Below are 20,077 nucleotides of genomic sequence, written 5' to 3' on the forward strand. Positions count from 1 at the left end.
ACGAGGAGGCATAGGTTCATCCTTCCAGGCCAGCAGAAACTAGCCATGTTGAATGTCACCTAAACGTGCATCAGACCCTAGGTCACTGCGCGCATCTGGTCGTTCCCCTTCGTATCGGCACAGGGCCCCATGGGTTGGCGCCGACTGTGCGTCCCCCTAGCGTACGACCGGAAGGAAAAAACGGCACCCACTAGCATCATTGCCTCTTGCGCCGCCCGGTTTTCGCGTGCCTCCCGCGTGGTAATCTGGCCCTCCTGTCAGGGCCACAAACGAGAGTAGGGTCATCGGTGAAACTCGCAGAAGCGCTCGCGCTCCGCGGCGATACGCAGAAGCGCATCGCCCAGTTACGGGCGCGCATTGTCGCGAACGCTCGCTATCAGGAGGGCGATACCCCGGCTGAGGACGCGGAGACGCTGCTCGCCGAGGCGGCTCTCGCTGTCACCGAACTCGAGGCACTCGTGCGGAGCATCAACGCAACGAATTCGAGCATCGAACTCGACATCGCACCCGCGAAGCCAGCCAGCGCGGGTCGTCGCCGTCAAGCGAGCGGTTCCGTCTCAGCTGGCACGGCCACGATGACCGACGCTCTCGCGCGGCGCGACAGCCTTCGCATGCGGCACGGGATCCTGGTTGAAGCTGCCGATGCGGCGCAGGACCAGGGTATGCTCCGTCAGCTCCGCTCCGAGTTGCGACAGGTCTCGGCACTGCCCGTGTCTGATCTTCGAAGCCAGGCAGACGTGCTCGCTCGTGAGCTGCGCGAACTCGACGCCATCATTCAACAGGCAAACTGGTCGCACGACCTCATCGGCGAGTAGCCGAGCTGCGGCACGCGTAGTGCCGCACAACTTCACACAGGCGAGTCGGTACCGATTCAATCAGCGGGCACACCCCGTGCCAGACGGGCAAATCTGGCTCTTGCAGGGTGGCGGGCAGCCCACACACGTACAGTGCAGCCCAGCACTTCGTACATGTGACTGCTCACCGCGCACAGCGCACTACCGCGTGCCGGGATTGAATCGGGAGGGTGGGTTCGGGGACATTTCGCCAGTGAGAGCAACGCCGCGCGCAGCGTCGGCGTCTTAAGCGGTCAGTGCGCGTGGCAGCTCGAGGTTTCCTGCGCCACTGACTCGGATTTCGCTGAGGCCCTGCCAGTCAGCCGCCTGCCTGAGCAGATCCGCCGCGACGTCGCCCGTGTGCCTCGGCGCATCCGGCTCGTGCCACGCGGCCTGAACGAGCAGTGCGCGCTGCGCTCGATCAGCTTTGAGGTCAATTCGGCCGGCAAGCTTGCCGCCGACCATGAGCGGGAGGCAGTAGTAGCCGAACTGGCGCTTCTCTTTCGGCGTGTAGATTTCGATCCGGTAATGGAAGTCAAACATCCGCTCGGCTCGCGGGCGGTACCAGACCACGGGGTCGAACGGTGTCAACAGCGCATTCGGTGCGAGCCTGCCCGGCACGCGGGCGTCACGATGTAACCAGGCAGGTTCGGGGGCGCCGGTGCGTGTCTTCCAGCCCTGCACCGAGACCGGCACGAGTTCACCGGACGCTTCGAGCGAGCGCACTGCGATCCGTGCTTCTGCGGTCTTCAGCCGGTGGTAATCCGCAAGGTCCGGCAGCGTTGCGACCCCGAGCGACCGCGCGGCGCGCGCAACGAGCAGGCGCTGCGCTGTCTCGCGATCCACATCCACGAGATGCTCGTCGGCGATCGCCTGTTCGGCGAGCGCGTAGCGGCGCTGAAAGCCCTCTCGGCCAGCTGAAACGACCTCGCCCCAGGCGAACAGCAGTTCAACAGCGTGCTTGGTGTCGCTCCAGTCCCACCAGGGGCCACGCTTCTCCCGCGGGCCCTCCTCGAGTTCACGAACGAGCTGCGGGCCGTTCGCCGCGAGTTTTGCGCGAACGTCGGCGATGGCCTGCTCGAGACTCGGGGAGGAACCTCGGGCAGTATGTCTATCGCGCCGATCCGCCATGCGCCAGCCAAACAGTTTGCGGTCGGCTACGGGGATGAACGCGGCCTCGTGCGCCCAGTACTCGGTGAACTCGCCGCTCCCCCACAGATGGTCGTCGAGACGCTGCTGCTCGTAGCCACCGTGCCTGGAGAAGACCGGCATGTAGTGGCTGCGGGAAAACACGTTCACCGAGTCGATCTGCAGCACGTGGAGTCGTTCGAGCGCGTTGTCGAAGGGCCGCCTGCTGCGCAGCCTGGGCGAATTGGTGAAGCCCTGGGCTGCGAGAGCCACACGACGTGCCTCTGCGGCGCTGAGGTCAGTGACGGGACGTGCAATCATGGGTCAACGCTACCGCCAGCCGGTGACACCGAAGGCCACGCAGGTCCGACACCTGCAACCTCCGTGAAACAGCATGTTCCCCGCCAGATCAAGCCCCTTCCGAAGTGGAAGGAGGAAGATCTGACGGGGAACATGTCCTGTGGGGTGCTACCGCTCAGTGTCGAGACACGAACTCAGCGTCGAAACGCGTGATCAGCGGAGCCCAACGGCGAAACCCCTAGGCGAACCAGAGACCGAGCTCACGGTCGGCGGAGAGCGTCGAGTCAGAACCGTGCACGAGGTTCTGCTGCACGGCAACGCCCCAGTCGCGGCCCAGGTCGCCCCGGATCGTGCCGGGAGCGGCAACAGTCGGGTCGGTGGCGCCAGCGATCGAGCGGAACCCCTCGATGACGCGCTCGCCCTCCGCGCGCACGGCCACAACCGGGCCGGAGCTCATGAACTCGATGAGCGGCTCGTAGAAGGGCTTACCCTCGTGCTCTTCGTAGTGCGCGGCCAGCAGCTCGCGCGTCGGCGTCATCATCTGCAAGCCGGTGATGCGGTAGCCCTTCGCCTCGATGCGGCGGAGAATCTCGCCGGTCAGTCCGCGGGCGACGCCATCAGGCTTGACAAGGATGAGAGTTTGCTCGGTAGACATGAACGCTCCTGTGTGAGGGGTGAAGTACTGCGGTATTCAGTGTAGTGAAGTTGGGTGATGCGCTTGCGCGGATTAGGCGCTCTGAGCGGCGAGGATCGCGTTATCTCGATCAATCTTGCCGCCCCGCACGATGCAATACACCCACAGGGCGGTGAAGATCGCCCCAACGAACAGCGCTGCGGGAAGGATGAACGCTGTCGCGAGCATAAGCACATGCGTCGCCCAGCCGATCCAGATGCCCACCTCGCCGAAGCGGATCGTTCCTAGCGCGACGATGCACATCAACGCGAGAACGCCGCCGATGACGAGGCCGAGCCAGCGCGGATCAGTGATGCCGAGGCCGAAAATGGTGAGCCCGATGAGCACGACGATGATGAGCTCGAAACCGAGGACGATCGAGGCGAGCGCCTTCCGCGTCGAGCGCTCACCGTTGCGGGCACCCGAGATACGCATTGCCGAATTATGGGCGGCTGCCTCGGACGGCGAGAGGACGAGTTCCTCCTCGTTCGCGTCGCGTGAGTTCCGCGACGCATTCGACGGCTGCTGAGTCATTCAGTTTCTCCCTTGTGCGAACCGGGCGCTGCCGCGGCTGCTGCCCATCCTTCCGTCCTCGACTGAGAAATAGCTTCGCCGGCGAGCAAGACCGAGCCGACAACGAGCACTGCGCGCCCGTTCGCCTCCTCGGCCCAGCTGCGTGCGCGTTCAAGTGCGAGTGCGAGCGTGGGGAGTGCCTCAATGGCAGTATCGGGGATTGCCGACTCCGCGATCGACGCGAGTTCCTCCGCTGGCAACGACCGGGGCGAGTCGACTGCGGTCGCGAACACCTGGTGGGCGATGGGCGCGAGCGTCTGCAACAGGCCGTGCGCGTCCTTCTCCTCAAGCACCCCGACAACAAGCGCGAGCTCCTCAAAAGCAAAGGACTCGGTGACCGCGCGAACGAGCGCCTCGGCCCCGTGCGGGTTGTGTGCCGCGTCGACATAGACGATCGGATCCGCCCCAATGAGCTGGAGGCGACCAGGTGAGGTGAGCTGGCCGAGTCCCTCGTCGAGGACTTCCCCGGGGATCGGGCGCTCCCCGCCGAAGAACGCCTCGACCGCGGCAATGGCGAGCGTCACGTTTTCGGCTTGGTGCTGGCCGTAGAGCGGAACAAAAGCGGGGTCGTAGGCTGCGCCGGTGATTCCGGAGACGTCGATCTGGCGGCCGCCAACGGCCAAACGGTCGTCGGCAAGCCGGAAGTCGCGACCCTGAACGAACAGCGTGACGCCCAGCCGGGCAGCCGTGTCCTCGAGCTCGCCCAGCGCATCAATGTCCTGATCGGCGGAGACAGCGGTCGAGCCCTCGTTCATGATGAGCGACTTCGTGCGCGCGATTGTTTGGGTGTCGGGCCCGAGATGCTCGACGTGGTCGAGCCCGATCGGCGTGAACACGGCCACCTGAGCATCGACGATGTTCGTCGCATCCCATTCGCCGCCCATCCCGACCTCGATCACCGCGACCTCGACTGGGGCGTCGGCGAATGCCGCGAAGGCGAGCACTGCGAGCGCCTCGAAGAAGGTGATCCTCCCCTGGCCGGCCGCCTCGAGTTCCGCATCGACGATCGCGAGCGGATGCTCGAGCTCAGCCCAGGCATCTGCGAGCGCAGCAGGGTCGATCGGTGCACCGTCGAGCTGAAAGCGCTCAGTGAAATCGAGCAGGTGCGGGCTGGTAAAGAGGCCAGTGCGCAGCCCGTGGGCGCGCAGCAGCGACTCAATCGCGCGGCTCGTTGAGGTCTTCCCGTTGGTGCCGGCAACCTGGATCACCGGGTAGGAAAGCTGTGGCGAGCCCGCGAGTTCGGCGAGGCGGCGCACCGGCTCGATCCGGGGGCGGGGGTGCGCCTCGCCCACGCGGGTGAGGAGCGCCTCGTAGACGCCCTGAGCTGCACTCATAGGAGCTGAATTCACGCCGAGGCTCCGTTCGGATCGGTGTTCGCTGTGGTATTCGGGTGCACGACGGTGATGGCAAGCGACGCCTTCGAGCTGCCGAGTGCTGCGCTCACGGTCGAGAAGGTACCCTCCGCGGACGCTGCGGGCTGCGGATCGGCCTCACCGGTGACGGCCAGCTCAGTCGCGAGCGTCTCGCCCTTGATGAGTTCGGCATGAGTCTCCAACGCTGACGCATACTCCGGAGCTGCGGAGAGACGTAACTCAATGCGGTCGCTCACCTCGAGGCCCGCATTCTTGCGCGCCTCCTGGATGCCGCGGATCGCGTCTCGCGCGACGCCCTCTGCTTCAAGCTCCGGGGTGGTCACGGTATCGAGCAGGACGAAGCCCCCACCCTGGATCAGGGTGATAGCTGGGCCACCGTCGTCAGCGCCAGTGCCTGCCTGCAGCGTGAGCTCGTACTCGTGAGGCTCGAGGGCGATGTCGCCCGCGACCACGACGCCGTCTTGCTCGCGCCAGTCGCCGGCCTTTGCGGCCTTGATCGCGAACTGCACCTGCTTGCCGAGGCGGGGGCCCGCGGCGCGCGCGTTCACGGCGAGGGTCTGCACGATGCCGTTCTCGGCGGCGCTCGACTCGGTCTCCTGGACGAGGCGCACGTGCTTCACGTTGAGCTCGTCGCGCAGAATGTCTGCGAAGGGCTCAAGCGATGCCGGGCGCGAGGTGACGACGGTGAGCTCCGCGAGCGGCAGGCGGACGCGCAACTTGTTCGCCTTGCGCAGCGCGAGCACCTGCGAGGTGATCTGCCGAACCTCGTCCATCGCGGCGACGAGCTCGTCGTCGACAGGGAACTCGGCTGCGTCGGGCCAATCCTCGAGGTGCACGGAGCGGCCACCGGTGAGCCCGCGCCAGACCTCTTCGGTCACGAGCGGGGCCATCGGGGCAGCGACGCGCGCGAGCGTCTCGAGCACGGTGAAGAGCGTGTCGAAGGCCTGCTTGTTCGCGGCCTTGCCGTTTGCGCCTGCGACGCCCCCCCAGAAGCGGTCGCGCGAGCGACGCACGAACCAGTTCGTGAGCACCTCGGCGAAGTCGCGAAGCGCCGCTGCGGCGCTCGTCGTGTCAAGCCCTTCCAGGTGGTCGCCGACCTCCCGAACGAGCGTGCCCGTCTTCGCGAGAATGTAGCGATCGAGCGGGTCGCTCGAATCCACGCGGCGCTCGGCCTCAAACCCGTCGGCGTTCGCGTAGAGGCTGAAGAAGTACCAGCTGTTCCAGAGCGGCAGGAGGAACTGCCTGACGCCCTCACGGATGCCCTCCTCGGTGACGATGAGGTTGCCGCCGCGCACGACGGGCGACGCCATGAGGAACCAGCGCATCGCGTCGGAGCCGTCGCGGTCGAAGACCTCGTTGACGTCGGGGTAGTTCTGCAGGCTCTTCGACATCTTGTTGCCGTCGGAGCCGAGCACGATGCCGTGGCTGATGACGTTCTTGAACGCGGGGCGGTCGAACAGCGCGGTCGCAAGAATGTGCTGTACGTAGAACCACCCGCGGGTCTGCCCGATGTACTCGACGATGAAGTCGGCGGGCTGGACGTTCTCGAACCACTCGACGTTCTCGAACGGGTAGTGGGCCTGCGCGAACGGCATCGAACCCGAGTCGAACCAGACATCGAGCACGTCTTCGATGCGGCGCATCGTCGACTGGCCGCTCGGGTCGTCGGGGTTCGGCCGGGTGAGCGAGTCGATGTACGGGCGGTGCAGGTCGATCTCGCCTGCCTCGTTGCGGGGCAGCTCGCCGAAGTCGGCCTCGAGCTCGGCGACGGAGCCGTAGACGTCCTCGCGCGGGAACTCGGGGTTGTCGCTCTGCCACACCGGGATCGGGCTGCCCCAGTAGCGGTTGCGGCTGATCGACCAGTCGCGTGCGCCCTCGAGCCACTTACCGAACTGGCCGTGCTTGACGTTGGCCGGCACCCACTCGATTTCCTCGTTGATCTCGAGCATGCGGCTCTTGATCTCCGTGACGCGCACGAACCAGCTCGAGACAGCGCGGTAGATGAGCGGGTTTCGGCAGCGCCAGCAGTGCGGGTACGAGTGCAGGTAGCTCTGCTCGCGCAGCAGCCGCTCAGAGGCCTTGATCATGCGGATGAGTGGGCGGTTCGCGTCCATCCAGAGCTCGCCCGCGACGTCGGTGACGGACGCCACGAACTTGCCGCCCTCGTCGAGGCTGAGGATCGTGGGCATGCCGGCCTCGGTGGCGAGGCGATGATCGTCCTCACCGTAGGCGGGCGCCTGGTGCACGATGCCGGTGCCGTCGGTCGTCGTGACGTAGCCGTCGACGAGCACCTGCCAGTAGTTCTCGGTGCCCCACACCTCGGTGTCGGCGAAGTAGTCGAAGAGCGGCGCGTAGCGCGCGCCCGCGAGCTCAGCGCCTGGGATCGTGGCGGTGATGGCTGCGCGCAGATCGTCTGCCGACTCGTAGCCGAGGTCGGAGGCGTAGTTGCCCGCGAGGTCGGCGGCTGCGAGGTAGCTCGCCTCGCCAGCGGCGCCGCCGTCGGAGGCGCCCGCAGGGCCCGCGGGAACGACGACGTAGGAGATCTCGGGGCCGACCGCGAGCGCGGCGTTCGTCGGCAGGGTCCACGGCGTGGTGGTCCACGCGAGCGCGCGAACTCCCGTCAGTCCGAGCGCTTCCGCGCGCTCGCCACGGAACGGGAAGGTGACCGTGACCGAGGGATCCTGCCGCTCCTGGTATACGTCGTCGTCCATGCGCAGTTCGTGGTTCGACAGCGGCGTCTCGTCACGCCAGCAGTATGGGAGGATCCGCTGGCCCTCGTAGGCGAGGCCCTTGTCATAGAGCTGCTTGAACGCCCAGATGACGCTCTCCATGTACGGCAGGTTGAAGGTCTTGTAATCGTTCTCGAAGTCGACCCAGCGCGCCTGGCGAGTGACATAGTCTTCCCACTCCCCTGCGTACTCGAGCACGGACTCGCGAGCCTTCGCGTTGAAGACGTCGATGCCCATTGCCTCGATCTGGCTCTTCTCGGTGATGCCGAGCTGCTTCATCGCTTCGAGCTCGGCTGGTAGTCCGTGGGTGTCCCAGCCGAAGCGCCGCTCGACCTTCTTGCCGCGCATCGTCTGGAAGCGCGGGAAGACGTCTTTGGCATAGCCGGTGAGGAGGTGGCCGTAGTGTGGCAGGCCGTTGGCGAAGGGAGGGCCGTCGTTGAATACCCACTCCTCGCAGCCCTCGCGCTGCGCAATCGAGGTGCGGAAGGTGTTGTCCGCGTCCCAGAACGACAGCACGCGCTGTTCGACCTCGGGGAGTCGCGGAGATGGGTTCACGCCGAACGCTGCGCCGGGGGCTGTCGCCTCGCCGGTCGACTGCGGCGTCCCTGTTGACTGCTTGGGATAGCTCATGGGTGTCGGTACCTTCTCATCACGCGAATCTCACGCTGGGGCGAGTGTGTGAATCGATTCACATCCCGCGGTACCACCCGGCTTGCGCTCCCCGTGCTGTGCGCGGGGAGCGCCACTTCATTGGGCTGTGACGGGCCTGCCCGTTCGGTTCTAGTGGGTGCCCCTTGCCGGGGCACTGTTCTTCCGAAGACTCCCCGGTGATGGCCGGATCGATGTCGCTACTCGCCATTCTACCCGAGACTGCTGCGCGGCCGGGTGAACGCGCGCACAGAAAGGTGAAGAAAACATTATCGACGTGATTCACCCTCGCTTGGGTAACGAATGGGTAACAACTGACATTTGGCCTAATCCCTGATGGTGGCAGCATTTGAGCACTTTCCTGTGAAATTCATGTGTACACACCGTGACGGATCGCGTATACCGTCGAATGAGGGGTTCTCGGGACAACGATGCCTTTACCGAGGCTGAACTTAAGAACGCCTAAAACCAGCGGAAACACCGCACAGGAGGAACATGCTTGACCAAACCGTCGATCCACGGACCGACTCGGAGGCCGACGAAATAGCGATTTCGGTCGACCACGCCTACAAAGTTTTCGGCCGCCGCCCGAAGGAAGCCGCAAAGCGGCTCCGTGCCGGCGCTACACGCGATGACGTGAAAGCCTTCGGCACCGCGGCAGTCATCGACGCGAGCTTTGACGTACGCGTCGGCGAGATCTTCGTCGTCATGGGGCTCTCGGGCTCCGGCAAGTCGACCCTCATCCGGTTGCTGAACGGACTCGGCGACACAACCGAGGGCTCCATCAGGGTGTTCGGCGACGAGATCGTTGGCATGTCGCCGAACGATCTCCGCGACGTCCGCCGCGAGCGGATGGCCATGGTGTTCCAGCACTTCGCGCTCTTCCCGCACCGGACCGTCCTCGACAACGCCGCATACGGCCTGGAGATCAAGGGCGTTCCGCTCGAGGAGCGCCGCGAGCGGGCGCAGTCCTGGCTGAATCGTGTGGGGCTCGAAGGCTGGGGCGACTCGCTCCCCTCCGAGCTCTCCGGTGGCATGCAGCAGCGTGTCGGGCTCGCCCGCGCATTCGCGGCTGACACACAGATATTGCTCATGGACGAAGCCTTTTCGGCGCTCGACCCGCTGATCCGCCGCGAGATGCAGGAACTCCTCGTCGAACTCCAGCAGGAGCTCGGCAAGACGATCGTCTTTATTACCCACGATCTCAACGAGGCGATGTTCCTCGGCGACCGCATCGCGGTCATGCGCGACGGGCGCATCATGCAGCTCGGCACCCCGAACGACATCCTCACCGACCCCGCGAACGACTACGTCGCCCAGTTCGTGCAGGACGTGGATCGCGCCCGCGTGCTCACCGCCGGCGACGTCATGGAGCCGCCACGTGCGGTCGTCCCTGCGTCTGCCGGGCCACGAGCCGCACTCCGCACGATGCGCGATCTGCAGACCTCGGCGTGCTTCGTCGTCTCAAGCGGACGCAAGCTCGTTGGCGTTGTGCGCGACAAGGACATGCTCCGACTCGTCCGCGAGGGTAGTGCGAACATCAATGATGCCCTCAAGCCGACACCCTCTATCGTGTCGCCTGACCAGTACATCGCAGAGCTCTTCGAACTCTCAGTCGAGAGCCCGCTGCCTGTGGCTGTTGTGGACGAGCAGGACCGGCTCATCGGGGTCGTGCCCCGAGTGACACTGCTCGCGTCGCTCGCGAACCTTCCCACTATGACCACGGAGATCCCCATCATCGAGCCCACGCCCGACGTGTCCTCAGCGCTCATCACCGCGACGCTGGACGCCACCACCGACGGGAACGCCGCGCCGAGCGAAGGCCTGGCCGCGAGCGAAGGGAGCCAGGCATGAACTTCCGCATTCCCCTCGGTAAGTGGGTCTCCGACGGCCTCGATTGGTTCAACGACACCTTCGACTGGCTGCTGCAGATCGTCACGACCGTCATTAAGTTCCTCGTAGAGGGACTCTCGGACGTGTTAATTGCAACGCCGTACCCGGTGTTGATCCTCATTCTCGCGCTCGTCGGCTGGCTGCTGCGCTCGTGGCAGCTCGCCATCGGCACCGTCGTCACCCTGCTGCTGATCGTCGCCATGAACCAGTGGGAAGACGCGATGCTCACGCTGTCGCTGACGCTTATTGCCGCACTCGTGGCGGTGGTCATCGCGGTACCAGTCGGCATTCTGGCCGCACGCAACGACACGTTCAGTTCTGCGATCCGGCCCGTGCTCGACTTCATGCAGACCATGCCTGCCATGGTCTACCTCATTCCCGCCGTCGTGTTCTTCGGCATCGGCTTCGTTCCCGGCGTGTTCGCCACGGTGCTCTTCGCGTTGCCCCCGGGCGTGCGCTTCACCGAGCTCGGGATCCGCGGCGTCGACTCCGAGGTCGTCGAAGCCGGGCACGCCTTTGGCTCGACACCCGGCAAGATTCTCCGCGGCATTCAGCTCCCGCTCGCAATGCCGACGATTCTTGCGGGCATCAACCAGGTCATCATGCTTGCGCTCTCGATGGCCGTCGTCGCAGGTATGGCCGGTGCTGACGGGCTCGGCAAGCAGGTTGTCTCGGCAATCTCGACAATGAACATCGGGCAGGGCGTCGAAGCGGGCCTCTCGGTCGTGTTCCTCGCCGTCTTCCTCGACCGCGTCACGGCTGCACTCGGCGAGCCGAAGGCGTTCAAGCACTCGGCCCTCAGCGCGCTACGCAAGCGACGCACACGCAGGCAGCACGCCGCTGCAGCGACCGCGTCAGCGTAGCCCGCTCCACAGACTCATTCGGCCAACCCCAACCCGCGCCCCAGGCGCGGACGAAAGGAACACATGAACAAGCGACACCTCACAGGAGTCATCGGCCTTGCGGCCGCAGCCAGCCTCGTACTCGCGGGCTGCTCCACCGGCGGCGGAGACGCCGACGCCGGAAACTCGGACACGGGTGATGCCAGCGGCACCATCACGCTCGGTTTCCTTCCCGCTTGGACTGACGGCCTGAGCACTGCCTACCTGCTCGAAGACCAGCTCGGCAAGCTCGGCTACGACGTCAAGATGACTGAACTTACCGAGGCCGGCGTGCTGTACGCGGGCCTCGCCGGCGGCGACTTCGACATGTACCCGTCAGCGTGGCCCGAGGTCACGCACGCCGACTACATGGATAAGTACGAAGACAAGATCGAGGATCTCGGCGGCTACTACGACGGTGCAGTGCTCACCATTGCCGTGCCCGACTACATGACCGACGTGAACTCGATTGAGGATCTCAAGGGCCAGGCAGATCGCTTTGGCGGCGAGATCATCGGCATCGAACCCGGGGCTGGTCTCACGGCACAGACCCAGGACACGATGATGCCAGAGTACGGTCTCGACAGCGAGTACAAGCTGGTGACCTCCTCAACTGCCGCGATGCTCGCCACGTTGCAGGAGAAGATCGACAAGGAAGAGGACGTCGTCGTCACGCTGTGGCGTCCGTTCTGGGCAAACGACGCGTACCCGATCAAGGATCTTGAGGATCCGAAGGGTGCGATGGGCACGCCTGAGACACTCCACTTCCTCGGCACCGACGGCTTCTCGGACGAGTTCCCCGAGGCCGCCGAGTACATCTCGAAGATCAAGCTCGACGACGCGGCGTACGCTGCGCTTGAGGGCCTGATCACCGGCGATGAATTCGATGGTGACCCCGAGGGCGCCGTGCAGGCGTGGCTCAAGGATAACGCTGACGCGTACCCGGGCCTCATCGCCTAACTGGCGCTCGGCAGCTTCCGCTGCCCGTGCACAACAGAGCGGCCCCTCCGGATTACCCGGAGGGGCCGCTCTGTTGTGCTGGGCTTGTGCGTTACAGCAGTTCCTTGCGGAGCTGCTCTGGTGTCTTCGGAGACAGCAGCCCCGGCGCGATGTCGAACGGCGTGAATGCGCCGGTGCTCCCACCGCGCGACAGCTTTCCTGCTGCGCGGGCGTACGCCACGAGCACGCTCGAGGTGAACTCAGGATTCGAGTCGAGGGCGAGACGGTACTCGATGGTCTGCGTCGTTCCCGGCGACGACTCCCCCGAACGAATCACGAACCCGCCGTGGGGCATGCCGGCGTGGTCGCGCGCCAGCTCTTCCGCGGTGATGAACTCCACGGTCGTGTCGTACGGCTCAAAGTAGTCAGGCATCGTCACGATGGTCTCACGGACTGCGTCCGCATCCGCCCCAGGCTCGAGCACGACGAAGCACTGGCGGTCGTGCTTCTCGCGAGTGGAAAGCTCCGGATTCTCGCCCGCCCGCACCCGCTCGATCGCATCCTCGCTCGGCAGCGTGTACTGCACGGCGCCCGCAACACCCGGGATGCGGCGCAGGGCGTCTGAGTGGCCCTGGCTGAGCCCGCGCCCCCAGAAGGTGTATGTCTCACCCTGCGGCAGGATGGCCTCGCCGAACAAGCGATTCAGCGAGAACAGGCCCGGATCCCACCCCGTTGAGATGATGGCGACATTGCCGCCCGCCGCTGCTGCTTCGTTGACCGCAGCGAAGTGCTCGGGCACCTTGGCGTGTGTGTCAAAGCTGTCAACAACCGAGAACCTCGCGGCTAGCGCCGGGGTCTGTTCGGGTAGGTCTGACTTCGATCCGCCGCAGAGGATGAGCACGTCGACGCGCTCGGCGAACTCGTCGAGCTGCGACATTGCGTACACCGGGGTGTCTGCACGCGCGGTCGTCACCGATAACGGATCGCGCCGGCTGAACACGCCGATGAGGTCGAGGTCGGGGCTGAGCGCGAGGGCGGTCTCCACGCCGCGCCCGAGGTTTCCGTAGCCGACGATGCCGATGCGAATGCGTTCTGTCATTGTCTGTTCCTCCCGTCGCGGAAGCTGGGGCCCGCAACACTTCAATGTTAGGGGGCCGCTGGCTGGGGATGTCGACGAGCTACCTGGGGACCTCAGGAAGCACGACCGGGCCCGGGCCGCCAAGCCGCTCAGCAAATCGCTCGAGGAACTCGCAAATGAGGGCGAGATCATCTGAGGACAGGTCGCCATTTGCTGAATCGATGACGTTGATGCCGAACTCGATGAGGGCGCGGTACGCCGCTCTACCGTGGTCGGTGAGCGTCACAAACACCGAACGCTTATCGTCATCGGCGGGCGCGCTCTCCACCAGCCGTGCCGTTCGCAGTCGGGTGAGCGACTTCGAGAGTGTCGGCCGGCTCACCCCGAGCTGCGTGGCGAGATCGCCCGGCCGCATCTCGACCGTACGTGCCCCCAGCACGTAGATCACGCGAATCTCGCTGTCCTCGATCTCAAGGCCCAGTGTCTCCGCAATGTTTCCTTCTAGTGGGGTGGCACCCCACTGTCGCGCAACGGTCGCAAACGCCCCCAGCATCTGCCTCTCTATGTCTCGAGTTTGGCTGGTCATACCGGCAGTCTATATATAGATTGCGCACAACACATCTACTAATCTTCACGCGGAGCGCGATAGACTTCCGAGAAACCCCTTCAGGCACCAGAGTCGACTCAGCTGTGACTCGCTTACGCGGTGCCGTCCACATCGAACACGACAGAGTGCCAACTGTGTTGCACTCAGTCGAGAAAACGGAGCCCCCGTCATGAACGCGATCCCCGACAAGCCGGCACTTGAGGGACTCGAATCCAAGTGGGGGGCGGTCTGGGAAGAGACGGGCACCTACGCGTTCGATCGTGACGGGGTGACCCGCGACGACGTCTACAGCATCGACACTCCCCCGCCGACAGCATCAGGCTCGCTCCACGTCGGCCACGTGTTCTCCTACACCCACACTGACACCGTCGCCCGCTACAAGCGCATGAACGGCAAGCGGGTGTTCTACCCGATGGGCTGGGACGACAACGGTCTGCCAACCGAGCGCCGCGTGCAGAACTACTACGGCGTGCGTTGCGACCCGACCCTTCCCTTTGACCCCGACTTCGTGCCCCCGCACGACGGCACGAGCGGCAAAAATATCAAGCCGGGCGACCAGGTCGCGGTCTCGCGTCGTAACTTCATCGACCTCTGCGAAGAGCTCACCGTCGAGGATGAGAAGCAGTTCGAGGCGCTCTGGCGCACGCTCGGACTCTCCGTCGATTGGAAGCAGAGCTACCGCACTATCGGCCAGGAGTCGCTCCGCGCTTCGCAGCTCGCCTTCGTGCGCAACATTGCCCGTGGCGAGGCGTACCAGGCGCAGGCCCCCACGCTCTGGGACGTGACCTTCCGCACCGCCGTCGCGCAGGCCGAGCTCGAGGACCGCGAGCAGCCGAGCGCTTACCACACGCTCTCGTTCCATCGCACTGACGGTGGCGACGACATCCTCATCGACACGACCAGGCCTGAGCTGCTCGCCGCCTGTGTCGCACTCGTTGCGCACCCTGACGATGAGCGCTACAAGCCACTCTTCGGCAAGACCGTCACGACTCCGATCTTCGGCGTCGAGGTTCCCGTGGTTGCACACCACCTTGCCCAGCAGGACAAGGGCACCGGCATCGCCATGGTCTGCACCTTCGGCGACGTCACCGACGTCATCTGGTGGCGCGAACTCGACCTGCCCAACCGCGCGATCCTCGGCTTCGACGGCCGCATCATCTCGGAAGCACCCGAGGCAATCACCTCTGATGCTGGCCGCGAGGCCTTCGCTCAGATCGCGGGCAAGACCGTCTTCAGCGCGAAGCAGACTATGGTCGAGCTGCTCCAGGCTTCGGGCGAGCTCACAGGTGAGATCCGCAAGATCAACCACCAGGTGAAGTTCTTCGAGAAGGGCGACAAGCCCCTCGAGATCGTCTCCACTCGCCAGTGGTACATCAAGAACGGTGCCCGTGACGAGGCCCTCCGCGAGCGCCTCCTCGCGCACGGCAAGGAACTAGAATGGCACCCCGACTTCATGCGGGTCCGGTACGAGAACTGGGTGGAGGGCCTCGCCGGTGACTGGCTCATCTCGCGCCAGCGCTTCTTCGGTGTGCCGATTCCCGTCTGGTACCCGCTCGATACAGACGGCAACCCGGTGTTCGACGAGCCGATCGTGCCGAGCGAGGACCAGCTGCCCGTCGACCCCTCGAGCGACACCCCCGCCGGATACTCCGCTGATCAGCGCGGTGTCGCCGGTGGTTTCCAGGGCGAGGTCGACGTCATGGACACGTGGGCCACGTCTTCCCTCACCCCGCAGCTGGCCGGCGGGTGGGAACGCGACGAAGAGCTTTACGACCTCGTGTACCCGTTCGACCTGCGCCCGCAGGGACAGGACATTATCCGCACCTGGCTGTTCACGACCGTGCTCCGTTCGGAGCTGGAGTCGGGGACGCTCCCCTGGAAGCACGCCGGCGTCTCAGGCTGGATCCTCGACCCCGAGCGCAAGAAGATGTCGAAGTCGAAGGGCAACGTTGTCACCCCGGCAGGAATGCTCGACCAGCACGGGTCTGACGCCGTGCGCTACTGGGCAGCCTCGGCAAAGCTCGGCACTGACGCGTCCTTCGATCCGCAGAACCCGACGCAGATCAAGATTGGCCGCAGGCTCGCGATCAAGCTGCTGAACGCAGCAAAGTTCACGCTGTCCTTTGACGCGAGTGGCGCGGGCACGGTGTCCGAGCCGATTGACCGGTCGATGCTCGCTGAGCTTGCTCGTGTCGTGGACGACGCAACGCGTGCCTTCGAAACCTATGATCACCAGCGCGCCCTCGAGCACACGGAATCGTTCTTCTGGACGTTCTGTGACGACTACCTTGAGCTCGTCAAGGAGCGCGCACACAACGGCACCGGACAGATTCAGGCGTCGGCAGTCACCGCCCTGCGCACCGCGCTGTCGACGTTCGTTCGGCTGTTTGCCCCGTTCCTCCCGTACGCAACCGAGGAGGTCTGGTCCTGGTTCCAGGAGGGCTCGGTGCACCGTGCAAGCTGGCCGGTCGCCAGTGAGCTCACCGACCTTGCCGGAGCGGACGCCGACGCCGGACTGCTCGACCTCGTCGGAGATGCGCTCATTGGCGTGCGCGGCGCGAAGACCGATGCCAAGGTGTCGATGCGCACGACCGTTACCCTGGCAGTGGTGCACGCACCCGCTGCGGACGTCGCGCGCCTCCAGCTCGCGGCGAGCGACCTGTCCGACGTGGGTCGGATCGAAGAACTCAGGATCGAGGCAGCCGACGTCACCGATGTCCAGGTCGCCGAGATTACGGTTGCGACGGTTGAGTAACAGCCTCACTCCGCGATACCAACGAACGAACGAATAGGACAGGTACATGCAGCTCGGGTCACGCTGGCAGGTGGGTGATGCGCCCCACCCCGGCGTGCCCGAGCTGCTGCACGAAACCATCGCACGGATCGAGGCGGAGCGCGAGGGCGCTGCCAGTGGGGCGTCGTGGACGCTGACCTGGCTCGAGGGCCGGGCGCGGGTCGAACTCATTGACAGTGCCGCCACGGTGCTTGCCGATGTGGGAGTGACTGCTGACGGTAGGGTGACAGAACGCGCCGTTGATGGCGCTCCATCGCCGTCGGACACCGCCGGCGATGACGACGACGAGGACGATGACGATTGGCTGCTGGGATGACACATAAGATGCGCGCCACTACCGGGGTGCTCGCCCTGGGGTTGCTCCTCGCTCCCCTCTCAGGCTGCGCCCCAGAACCAGGAACCGTCAACCCTGATGGTCGTGACCTGACCGAAAAGGTCGAGCCCGAGGGTGGAAGCTGGCAGGAGGAGAACCCCGACGAGGTCTTCGACAAGCAGGTGGAGCTCCCGGCAGACTTTCCCGCAGCCTTCGTGCTGCCAGAGGGCGCCGTCATCGACGACGCCGGTTCACGTGGCGTCGACAGTTGGTTTGTCGTGTTGCGGGCGGAGGATCAGCCTGCCGCAGAAGCACTCTGGGACGCCATTGTCTCGTCCGGTGGGTTTACCGTCTCCAATGAAACCGAAACCGGCGATGGGGGGCGCGCAGCAACGCTCACCGGCACAGGCCTCGAGGTGGCTGCGGTCACGCTGCCCACCGACTCAGCCGGTGTGCTCTTGAGCTATGACCTGACAGCGGTCCTCGGCTGAGGGGTGAGGCCGTGGGCCACGCGCCGGCACTGCCGGCAGTGGGCTAGGCGCTCTCGCGGCCGCTCTGAGCTGCGACCATCACGACGGGCTCCTCTTCGAGCACGGCTGCCCGGGTCACGATGACCTTTGACACGTCATCGTTTGAGGGTACGTCGAACATGGCCGGGCCCAGTACGGTCTCCAAAATGGATCGGAGGCCGCGAGCCCCGGTCTTCCGGGCCACTGCGAGGTTCGCGATTTCCGCGAGGGCGTCGTCCTCGAACTCCAGGTCAACGTCGTCGAGCTCGAACATGCGCTGGAACTGCTTCACCAGGGCGTTCTTCGGCTCCGTGAGGATGCGCTGCAGCGCATCGGTGTCGAGCGGATCGACCGTCGCGATGACGGGCAGTCGCCCAATGAACTCCGGGATGAGTCCGAAGCGGTGCAGGTCTTCCGGCTGGACCTCTGCGAACAACTCCGACTCTTCGCGCTTCGCGCCCATGGGGGTACCAAACCCGATGCCGCCTTTGCCGAGCCGCTGTGCAATGATCTCCTCAAGACCGGAGAAGGCACCGGCGACGATGAAGAGCACATTAGTCGTGTCGAGCTGGATGAACTCCTGGTTGGGATGCTTACGGCCGCCCTGCGGCGGGATGGAGGCGACGGTCCCCTCCAGGATCTTGAGCAGCGCCTGCTGCACGCCCTCCCCCGAGACATCGCGGGTGATCGACGGGTTCTCGGCCTTGCGAGTGATCTTATCGATCTCGTCGATGTAGATGATGCCGGTCTCAGCGCGCTGCACGTCGAAGTCTGCGGCCTGCAGGAGCTTGAGGAGGATGTTCTCGACGTCTTCGCCGACGTATCCGGCTTCAGTGAGCGCGGTCGCGTCGGCGACAGCGAACGGCACACCGAGCTGACGTGCCAGCGACTGGGCGAGGTAGGTCTTTCCGCACCCTGTCGGCCCGATCATCATGATGTTCGACTTGGCGATCTCGACCTGTTCGGTCGCGAACTCCGCGCTCGTGATCGCGCTCGCGGCGCGTACGCGCTTGTAATGGTTGTAGACGGCGACCGCGAGCGATTGCTTCGCGCGGTCCTGGCCGATGACGTACTGGTCCAGGAAGCCCGAGATTTCACGCGGCTTGTGGAGCGTAAAATCGCTTGGCTCGGCAGGCTGATGCTCCGACAGGCGCTCTTCGATGATCTCGTTGCAGAGCGCAACGCACTCATCACAAATGTAGATCTGCGGGCCGGCAATGAGCTGCGCGACCTGCTTCTGCGATTTCCCACAGAACGAGCACTTCAGCACCTCGCTGCTTTCGCCAATGCGTGCCATTCCGAAACCTCCTCGCGTCGCTAGTACGCTTTCGAGCCTAGTGGCGACCTCTGACAAAGACCGGCGGCGCGCCGCCTGTTCAGACCGCGCGCCGCCAGCTTGTAATCACACCGTTACCGAGTGAATCCCGTTACTGCCCGATTGCGGGCTGCGGGTTCTTTCGGCTCGTCAGCACCTGGTCAATGAGCCCGTACTGGAGGGCCTCCTGAGCGCTGAGGATCTTGTCCCGATCGATGTCGGTGTGTACCTCTTCAACCGAGCGCTTGGAGTGCTTTGACAGGGTCTCTTCAAGCCAGTCGCGCATCCGCTGGATCTCCGCGGCCTGGATCTCGATATCCGATGCCTGGCCGTGCCCGCCCTGGCCGCTTGACGGCTGGTGGATGAGTACGCGAGCGTTCGGAAGGGCGAGGCGCTTGCCTGGGGTGCCACCGGCGAGCAGCACAGCTGCAGCCGAGGCCGCCTGGCCAAGGCACACCGTCTGGACGTGCGGGCGGACATACTGCATGGTGTCGTAGATCGCAGTCATCGCGGTGAACGATCCACCGGGAGAATTGATGTACATCGTGATATCGCGCTCGGGATCCTGGCTCTCGAGCACGAGCAGCTGAGCCATAACATCGTCTGCCGAGGCGTCGTCTACCTGGACGCCGAGGAAGATGATGCGATCCTCGAAGAGCTTGGCGTACGGATCCTGGCGCTTGAAACCGTAGGCGGTGCGCTCCTCGAAGGTCGGAAGGACGTAGCGGGAGTCAGGCATCAGCCCGTTCGCCGAGCCGCTCTGTGGCATGTGAAGATTCGTCATGTGGTGTTTTCCTATCGACTACTTGCTCGTGCCGCCGCCACCGACGACGTCCGTAGCGGTGTCCCTGATGAAATCGACGAAGCCGTACTCGAGAGCTTCCTCAGCCGTGAACCAGCGATCGCGGTCGCCGTCCTCGTTGATCTGCGCGAGGGTCTTGCCGGTCTGCTTCGCGGTGATCTCAGCGAGGCGGTTCTTCATCGAGACGATGAGCTGGGCCTGCGTCTGAATGTCGCTCGCGGTGCCGCCGAAGCCACCGTGCGGCTGGTGCAGCAGTACGCGGGCGTTCGGCGTAATGTAGCGCTTGCCCTTGGTGCCTGCGGTGAGCAGGAACTGCCCCATCGAGGCAGCCATGCCGATTCCTACGGTCACGATGTCGTTCGGCACGAAGCTCATCGTGTCGTAGATGGCCATACCCGCCGTAATCGACCCACCGGGTGAGTTGATGTACAGGTAGATATCGGCTTCGGGATCCTCTGCCGCGAGGAGCAAGATCTTTGCGCAGATCTCGTTTGCGTTTTCGTCGCGCACTTCAGAACCGAGCCAGATGATTCGGTCTTTCAGCAGGCGGTCGAACACGCTGTTCACGGGCGACTGTTCAGCCATTCGGCGCTCCATTCGTAAGTTGCTTGATTCGAGCGTATCGACTGCGAAACGATGCCGCTGGCGTGTTCGCCGTGGGCGTTGTTCACAGGCGAGATGTTCGCTGG

At 64.8% G+C, this 20,077-nt stretch carries 17 protein-coding genes; 7 read left to right on the forward strand and 10 right to left on the reverse strand.

Translation table 11 applies throughout. The features are described 5' to 3' along the window. Window positions 1-287 precede the first annotated feature (287 nt). Window positions 288-815 (forward strand): DIP1984 family protein, encoded by a 528-nt coding sequence (locus tag AUL38_RS15405; RefSeq protein WP_059063492.1) that lies wholly within the window; start codon window positions 288-290, stop codon window positions 813-815. A 264-nt stretch (window positions 816-1,079) separates the two neighbouring features. Here AUL38_RS15405 and AUL38_RS15410 read toward each other — a convergent pair whose 3' ends face one another. The 5 genes from AUL38_RS15410 to ileS all read right to left on the reverse strand — a co-directional run bounded on the left by AUL38_RS15410 (window position 1,080) and on the right by ileS (window position 8,239). Beyond that, window positions 1,080-2,282, reverse strand: a complete 1,203-nt coding sequence (locus tag AUL38_RS15410) for a winged helix-turn-helix domain-containing protein (protein ID WP_059063494.1) — start codon at window positions 2,280-2,282, stop codon at window positions 1,080-1,082. A gap of 217 nt (window positions 2,283-2,499) precedes the next feature. After that, window positions 2,500-2,916 carry a nucleoside-diphosphate kinase gene (ndk, locus tag AUL38_RS15415; RefSeq protein ID WP_059063496.1) on the reverse strand — a complete coding sequence of 139 codons (417 nt, stop codon included), beginning with the start codon at window positions 2,914-2,916 and terminating at the stop codon, window positions 2,500-2,502. A gap of 72 nt (window positions 2,917-2,988) precedes the next feature. Then, on the reverse strand, window positions 2,989-3,468 hold the full coding sequence (locus AUL38_RS15420; protein WP_059063499.1) for a DUF4233 domain-containing protein: 480 nt from the start codon (window positions 3,466-3,468) through the stop codon (window positions 2,989-2,991). Continuing rightward, a complete protein-coding gene (locus AUL38_RS15425; protein ID WP_059063501.1) occupies window positions 3,465-4,841 on the reverse strand; it encodes a folylpolyglutamate synthase/dihydrofolate synthase family protein in 1,377 nt (458 codons plus the stop codon). The genes AUL38_RS15420 and AUL38_RS15425 overlap by 4 nt, the downstream gene beginning before the upstream one ends. An 11-nt stretch (window positions 4,842-4,852) precedes the next feature. After that, on the reverse strand, window positions 4,853-8,239 hold the full coding sequence (gene ileS, locus AUL38_RS15430; RefSeq protein WP_059063503.1) for an isoleucine--tRNA ligase: 3,387 nt from the start codon (window positions 8,237-8,239) through the stop codon (window positions 4,853-4,855). Between the two features lie 513 nt (window positions 8,240-8,752). Between ileS and AUL38_RS15435 the strand changes: the two genes are divergently transcribed. The 3 genes from AUL38_RS15435 (at window position 8,753) to AUL38_RS15445 (ending at window position 11,991) form a co-directional block, all read left to right on the forward strand. Next, complete coding sequence (locus tag AUL38_RS15435; RefSeq protein WP_059063505.1) at window positions 8,753-10,111, forward strand: glycine betaine/L-proline ABC transporter ATP-binding protein; 1,359 nt, start codon at window positions 8,753-8,755, stop codon at window positions 10,109-10,111. Further along, window positions 10,108-11,013 (forward strand): proline/glycine betaine ABC transporter permease, encoded by a 906-nt coding sequence (locus AUL38_RS15440; RefSeq protein ID WP_059063508.1) that lies wholly within the window; start codon window positions 10,108-10,110, stop codon window positions 11,011-11,013. Before AUL38_RS15435 ends, AUL38_RS15440 begins: the two co-directional genes overlap by 4 nt. A gap of 63 nt (window positions 11,014-11,076) precedes the next feature. Further along, window positions 11,077-11,991 (forward strand): glycine betaine ABC transporter substrate-binding protein, encoded by a 915-nt coding sequence (locus tag AUL38_RS15445; protein ID WP_059063510.1) that lies wholly within the window; start codon window positions 11,077-11,079, stop codon window positions 11,989-11,991. A 91-nt stretch (window positions 11,992-12,082) separates the two neighbouring features. On the opposite strand, the gene AUL38_RS15450 is transcribed toward AUL38_RS15445, so the two are convergent. Both AUL38_RS15450 and AUL38_RS15455 read right to left on the reverse strand, forming a co-directional pair. Continuing rightward, window positions 12,083-13,069: a diaminopimelate dehydrogenase gene (locus AUL38_RS15450; RefSeq protein WP_059063512.1), complete on the reverse strand. Its 987-nt coding sequence runs from the start codon at window positions 13,067-13,069 to the stop codon at window positions 12,083-12,085. 79 nt (window positions 13,070-13,148) lie between these two features. After that, window positions 13,149-13,634, reverse strand: coding sequence for a MarR family winged helix-turn-helix transcriptional regulator (locus AUL38_RS15455; protein WP_083506957.1), 486 nt, complete (start codon window positions 13,632-13,634; stop codon window positions 13,149-13,151). 190 nt (window positions 13,635-13,824) lie between these two features. On the opposite strand from AUL38_RS15455, the gene valS reads away from it, so the two are divergent. Genes valS through AUL38_RS15470 form a run of 3 tightly spaced genes read left to right on the forward strand, consistent with a single transcriptional unit; the run spans window position 13,825 to window position 17,253 of the window. Beyond that, entirely contained in the window at window positions 13,825-16,410 is a 2,586-nt protein-coding gene (valS, locus tag AUL38_RS15460; RefSeq protein ID WP_059063516.1) for a valine--tRNA ligase, read from the forward strand. 46 nt (window positions 16,411-16,456) lie between these two features. Continuing rightward, on the forward strand, window positions 16,457-16,765 hold the full coding sequence (locus AUL38_RS15465) for a hypothetical protein (protein WP_059063518.1): 309 nt from the start codon (window positions 16,457-16,459) through the stop codon (window positions 16,763-16,765). Continuing rightward, window positions 16,762-17,253 carry a hypothetical protein gene (locus AUL38_RS15470; RefSeq protein ID WP_153006629.1) on the forward strand — a complete coding sequence of 164 codons (492 nt, stop codon included), beginning with the start codon at window positions 16,762-16,764 and terminating at the stop codon, window positions 17,251-17,253. Before AUL38_RS15465 ends, AUL38_RS15470 begins: the two co-directional genes overlap by 4 nt. A 43-nt stretch (window positions 17,254-17,296) precedes the next feature. On the opposite strand, the gene clpX is transcribed toward AUL38_RS15470, so the two are convergent. The 3 genes from clpX to AUL38_RS15485 form a co-directional block, all read right to left on the reverse strand. Next, window positions 17,297-18,568, reverse strand: coding sequence for an ATP-dependent Clp protease ATP-binding subunit ClpX (gene clpX / locus AUL38_RS15475; protein ID WP_059063522.1), 1,272 nt, complete (start codon window positions 18,566-18,568; stop codon window positions 17,297-17,299). A gap of 130 nt (window positions 18,569-18,698) precedes the next feature. Continuing rightward, window positions 18,699-19,370, reverse strand: coding sequence for an ATP-dependent Clp protease proteolytic subunit (locus AUL38_RS15480; RefSeq protein ID WP_059063525.1), 672 nt, complete (start codon window positions 19,368-19,370; stop codon window positions 18,699-18,701). Between the two features lie 18 nt (window positions 19,371-19,388). Continuing rightward, window positions 19,389-19,973, reverse strand: coding sequence for an ATP-dependent Clp protease proteolytic subunit (locus tag AUL38_RS15485; RefSeq protein ID WP_059063527.1), 585 nt, complete (start codon window positions 19,971-19,973; stop codon window positions 19,389-19,391). Between the last annotated feature and the right edge of the window lie 104 nt (window positions 19,974-20,077).

Source organism: Leucobacter sp. G161 (assembly GCF_001482305.1).
Classification (GTDB): Bacteria; Actinomycetota; Actinomycetes; order Actinomycetales; family Microbacteriaceae; genus Leucobacter.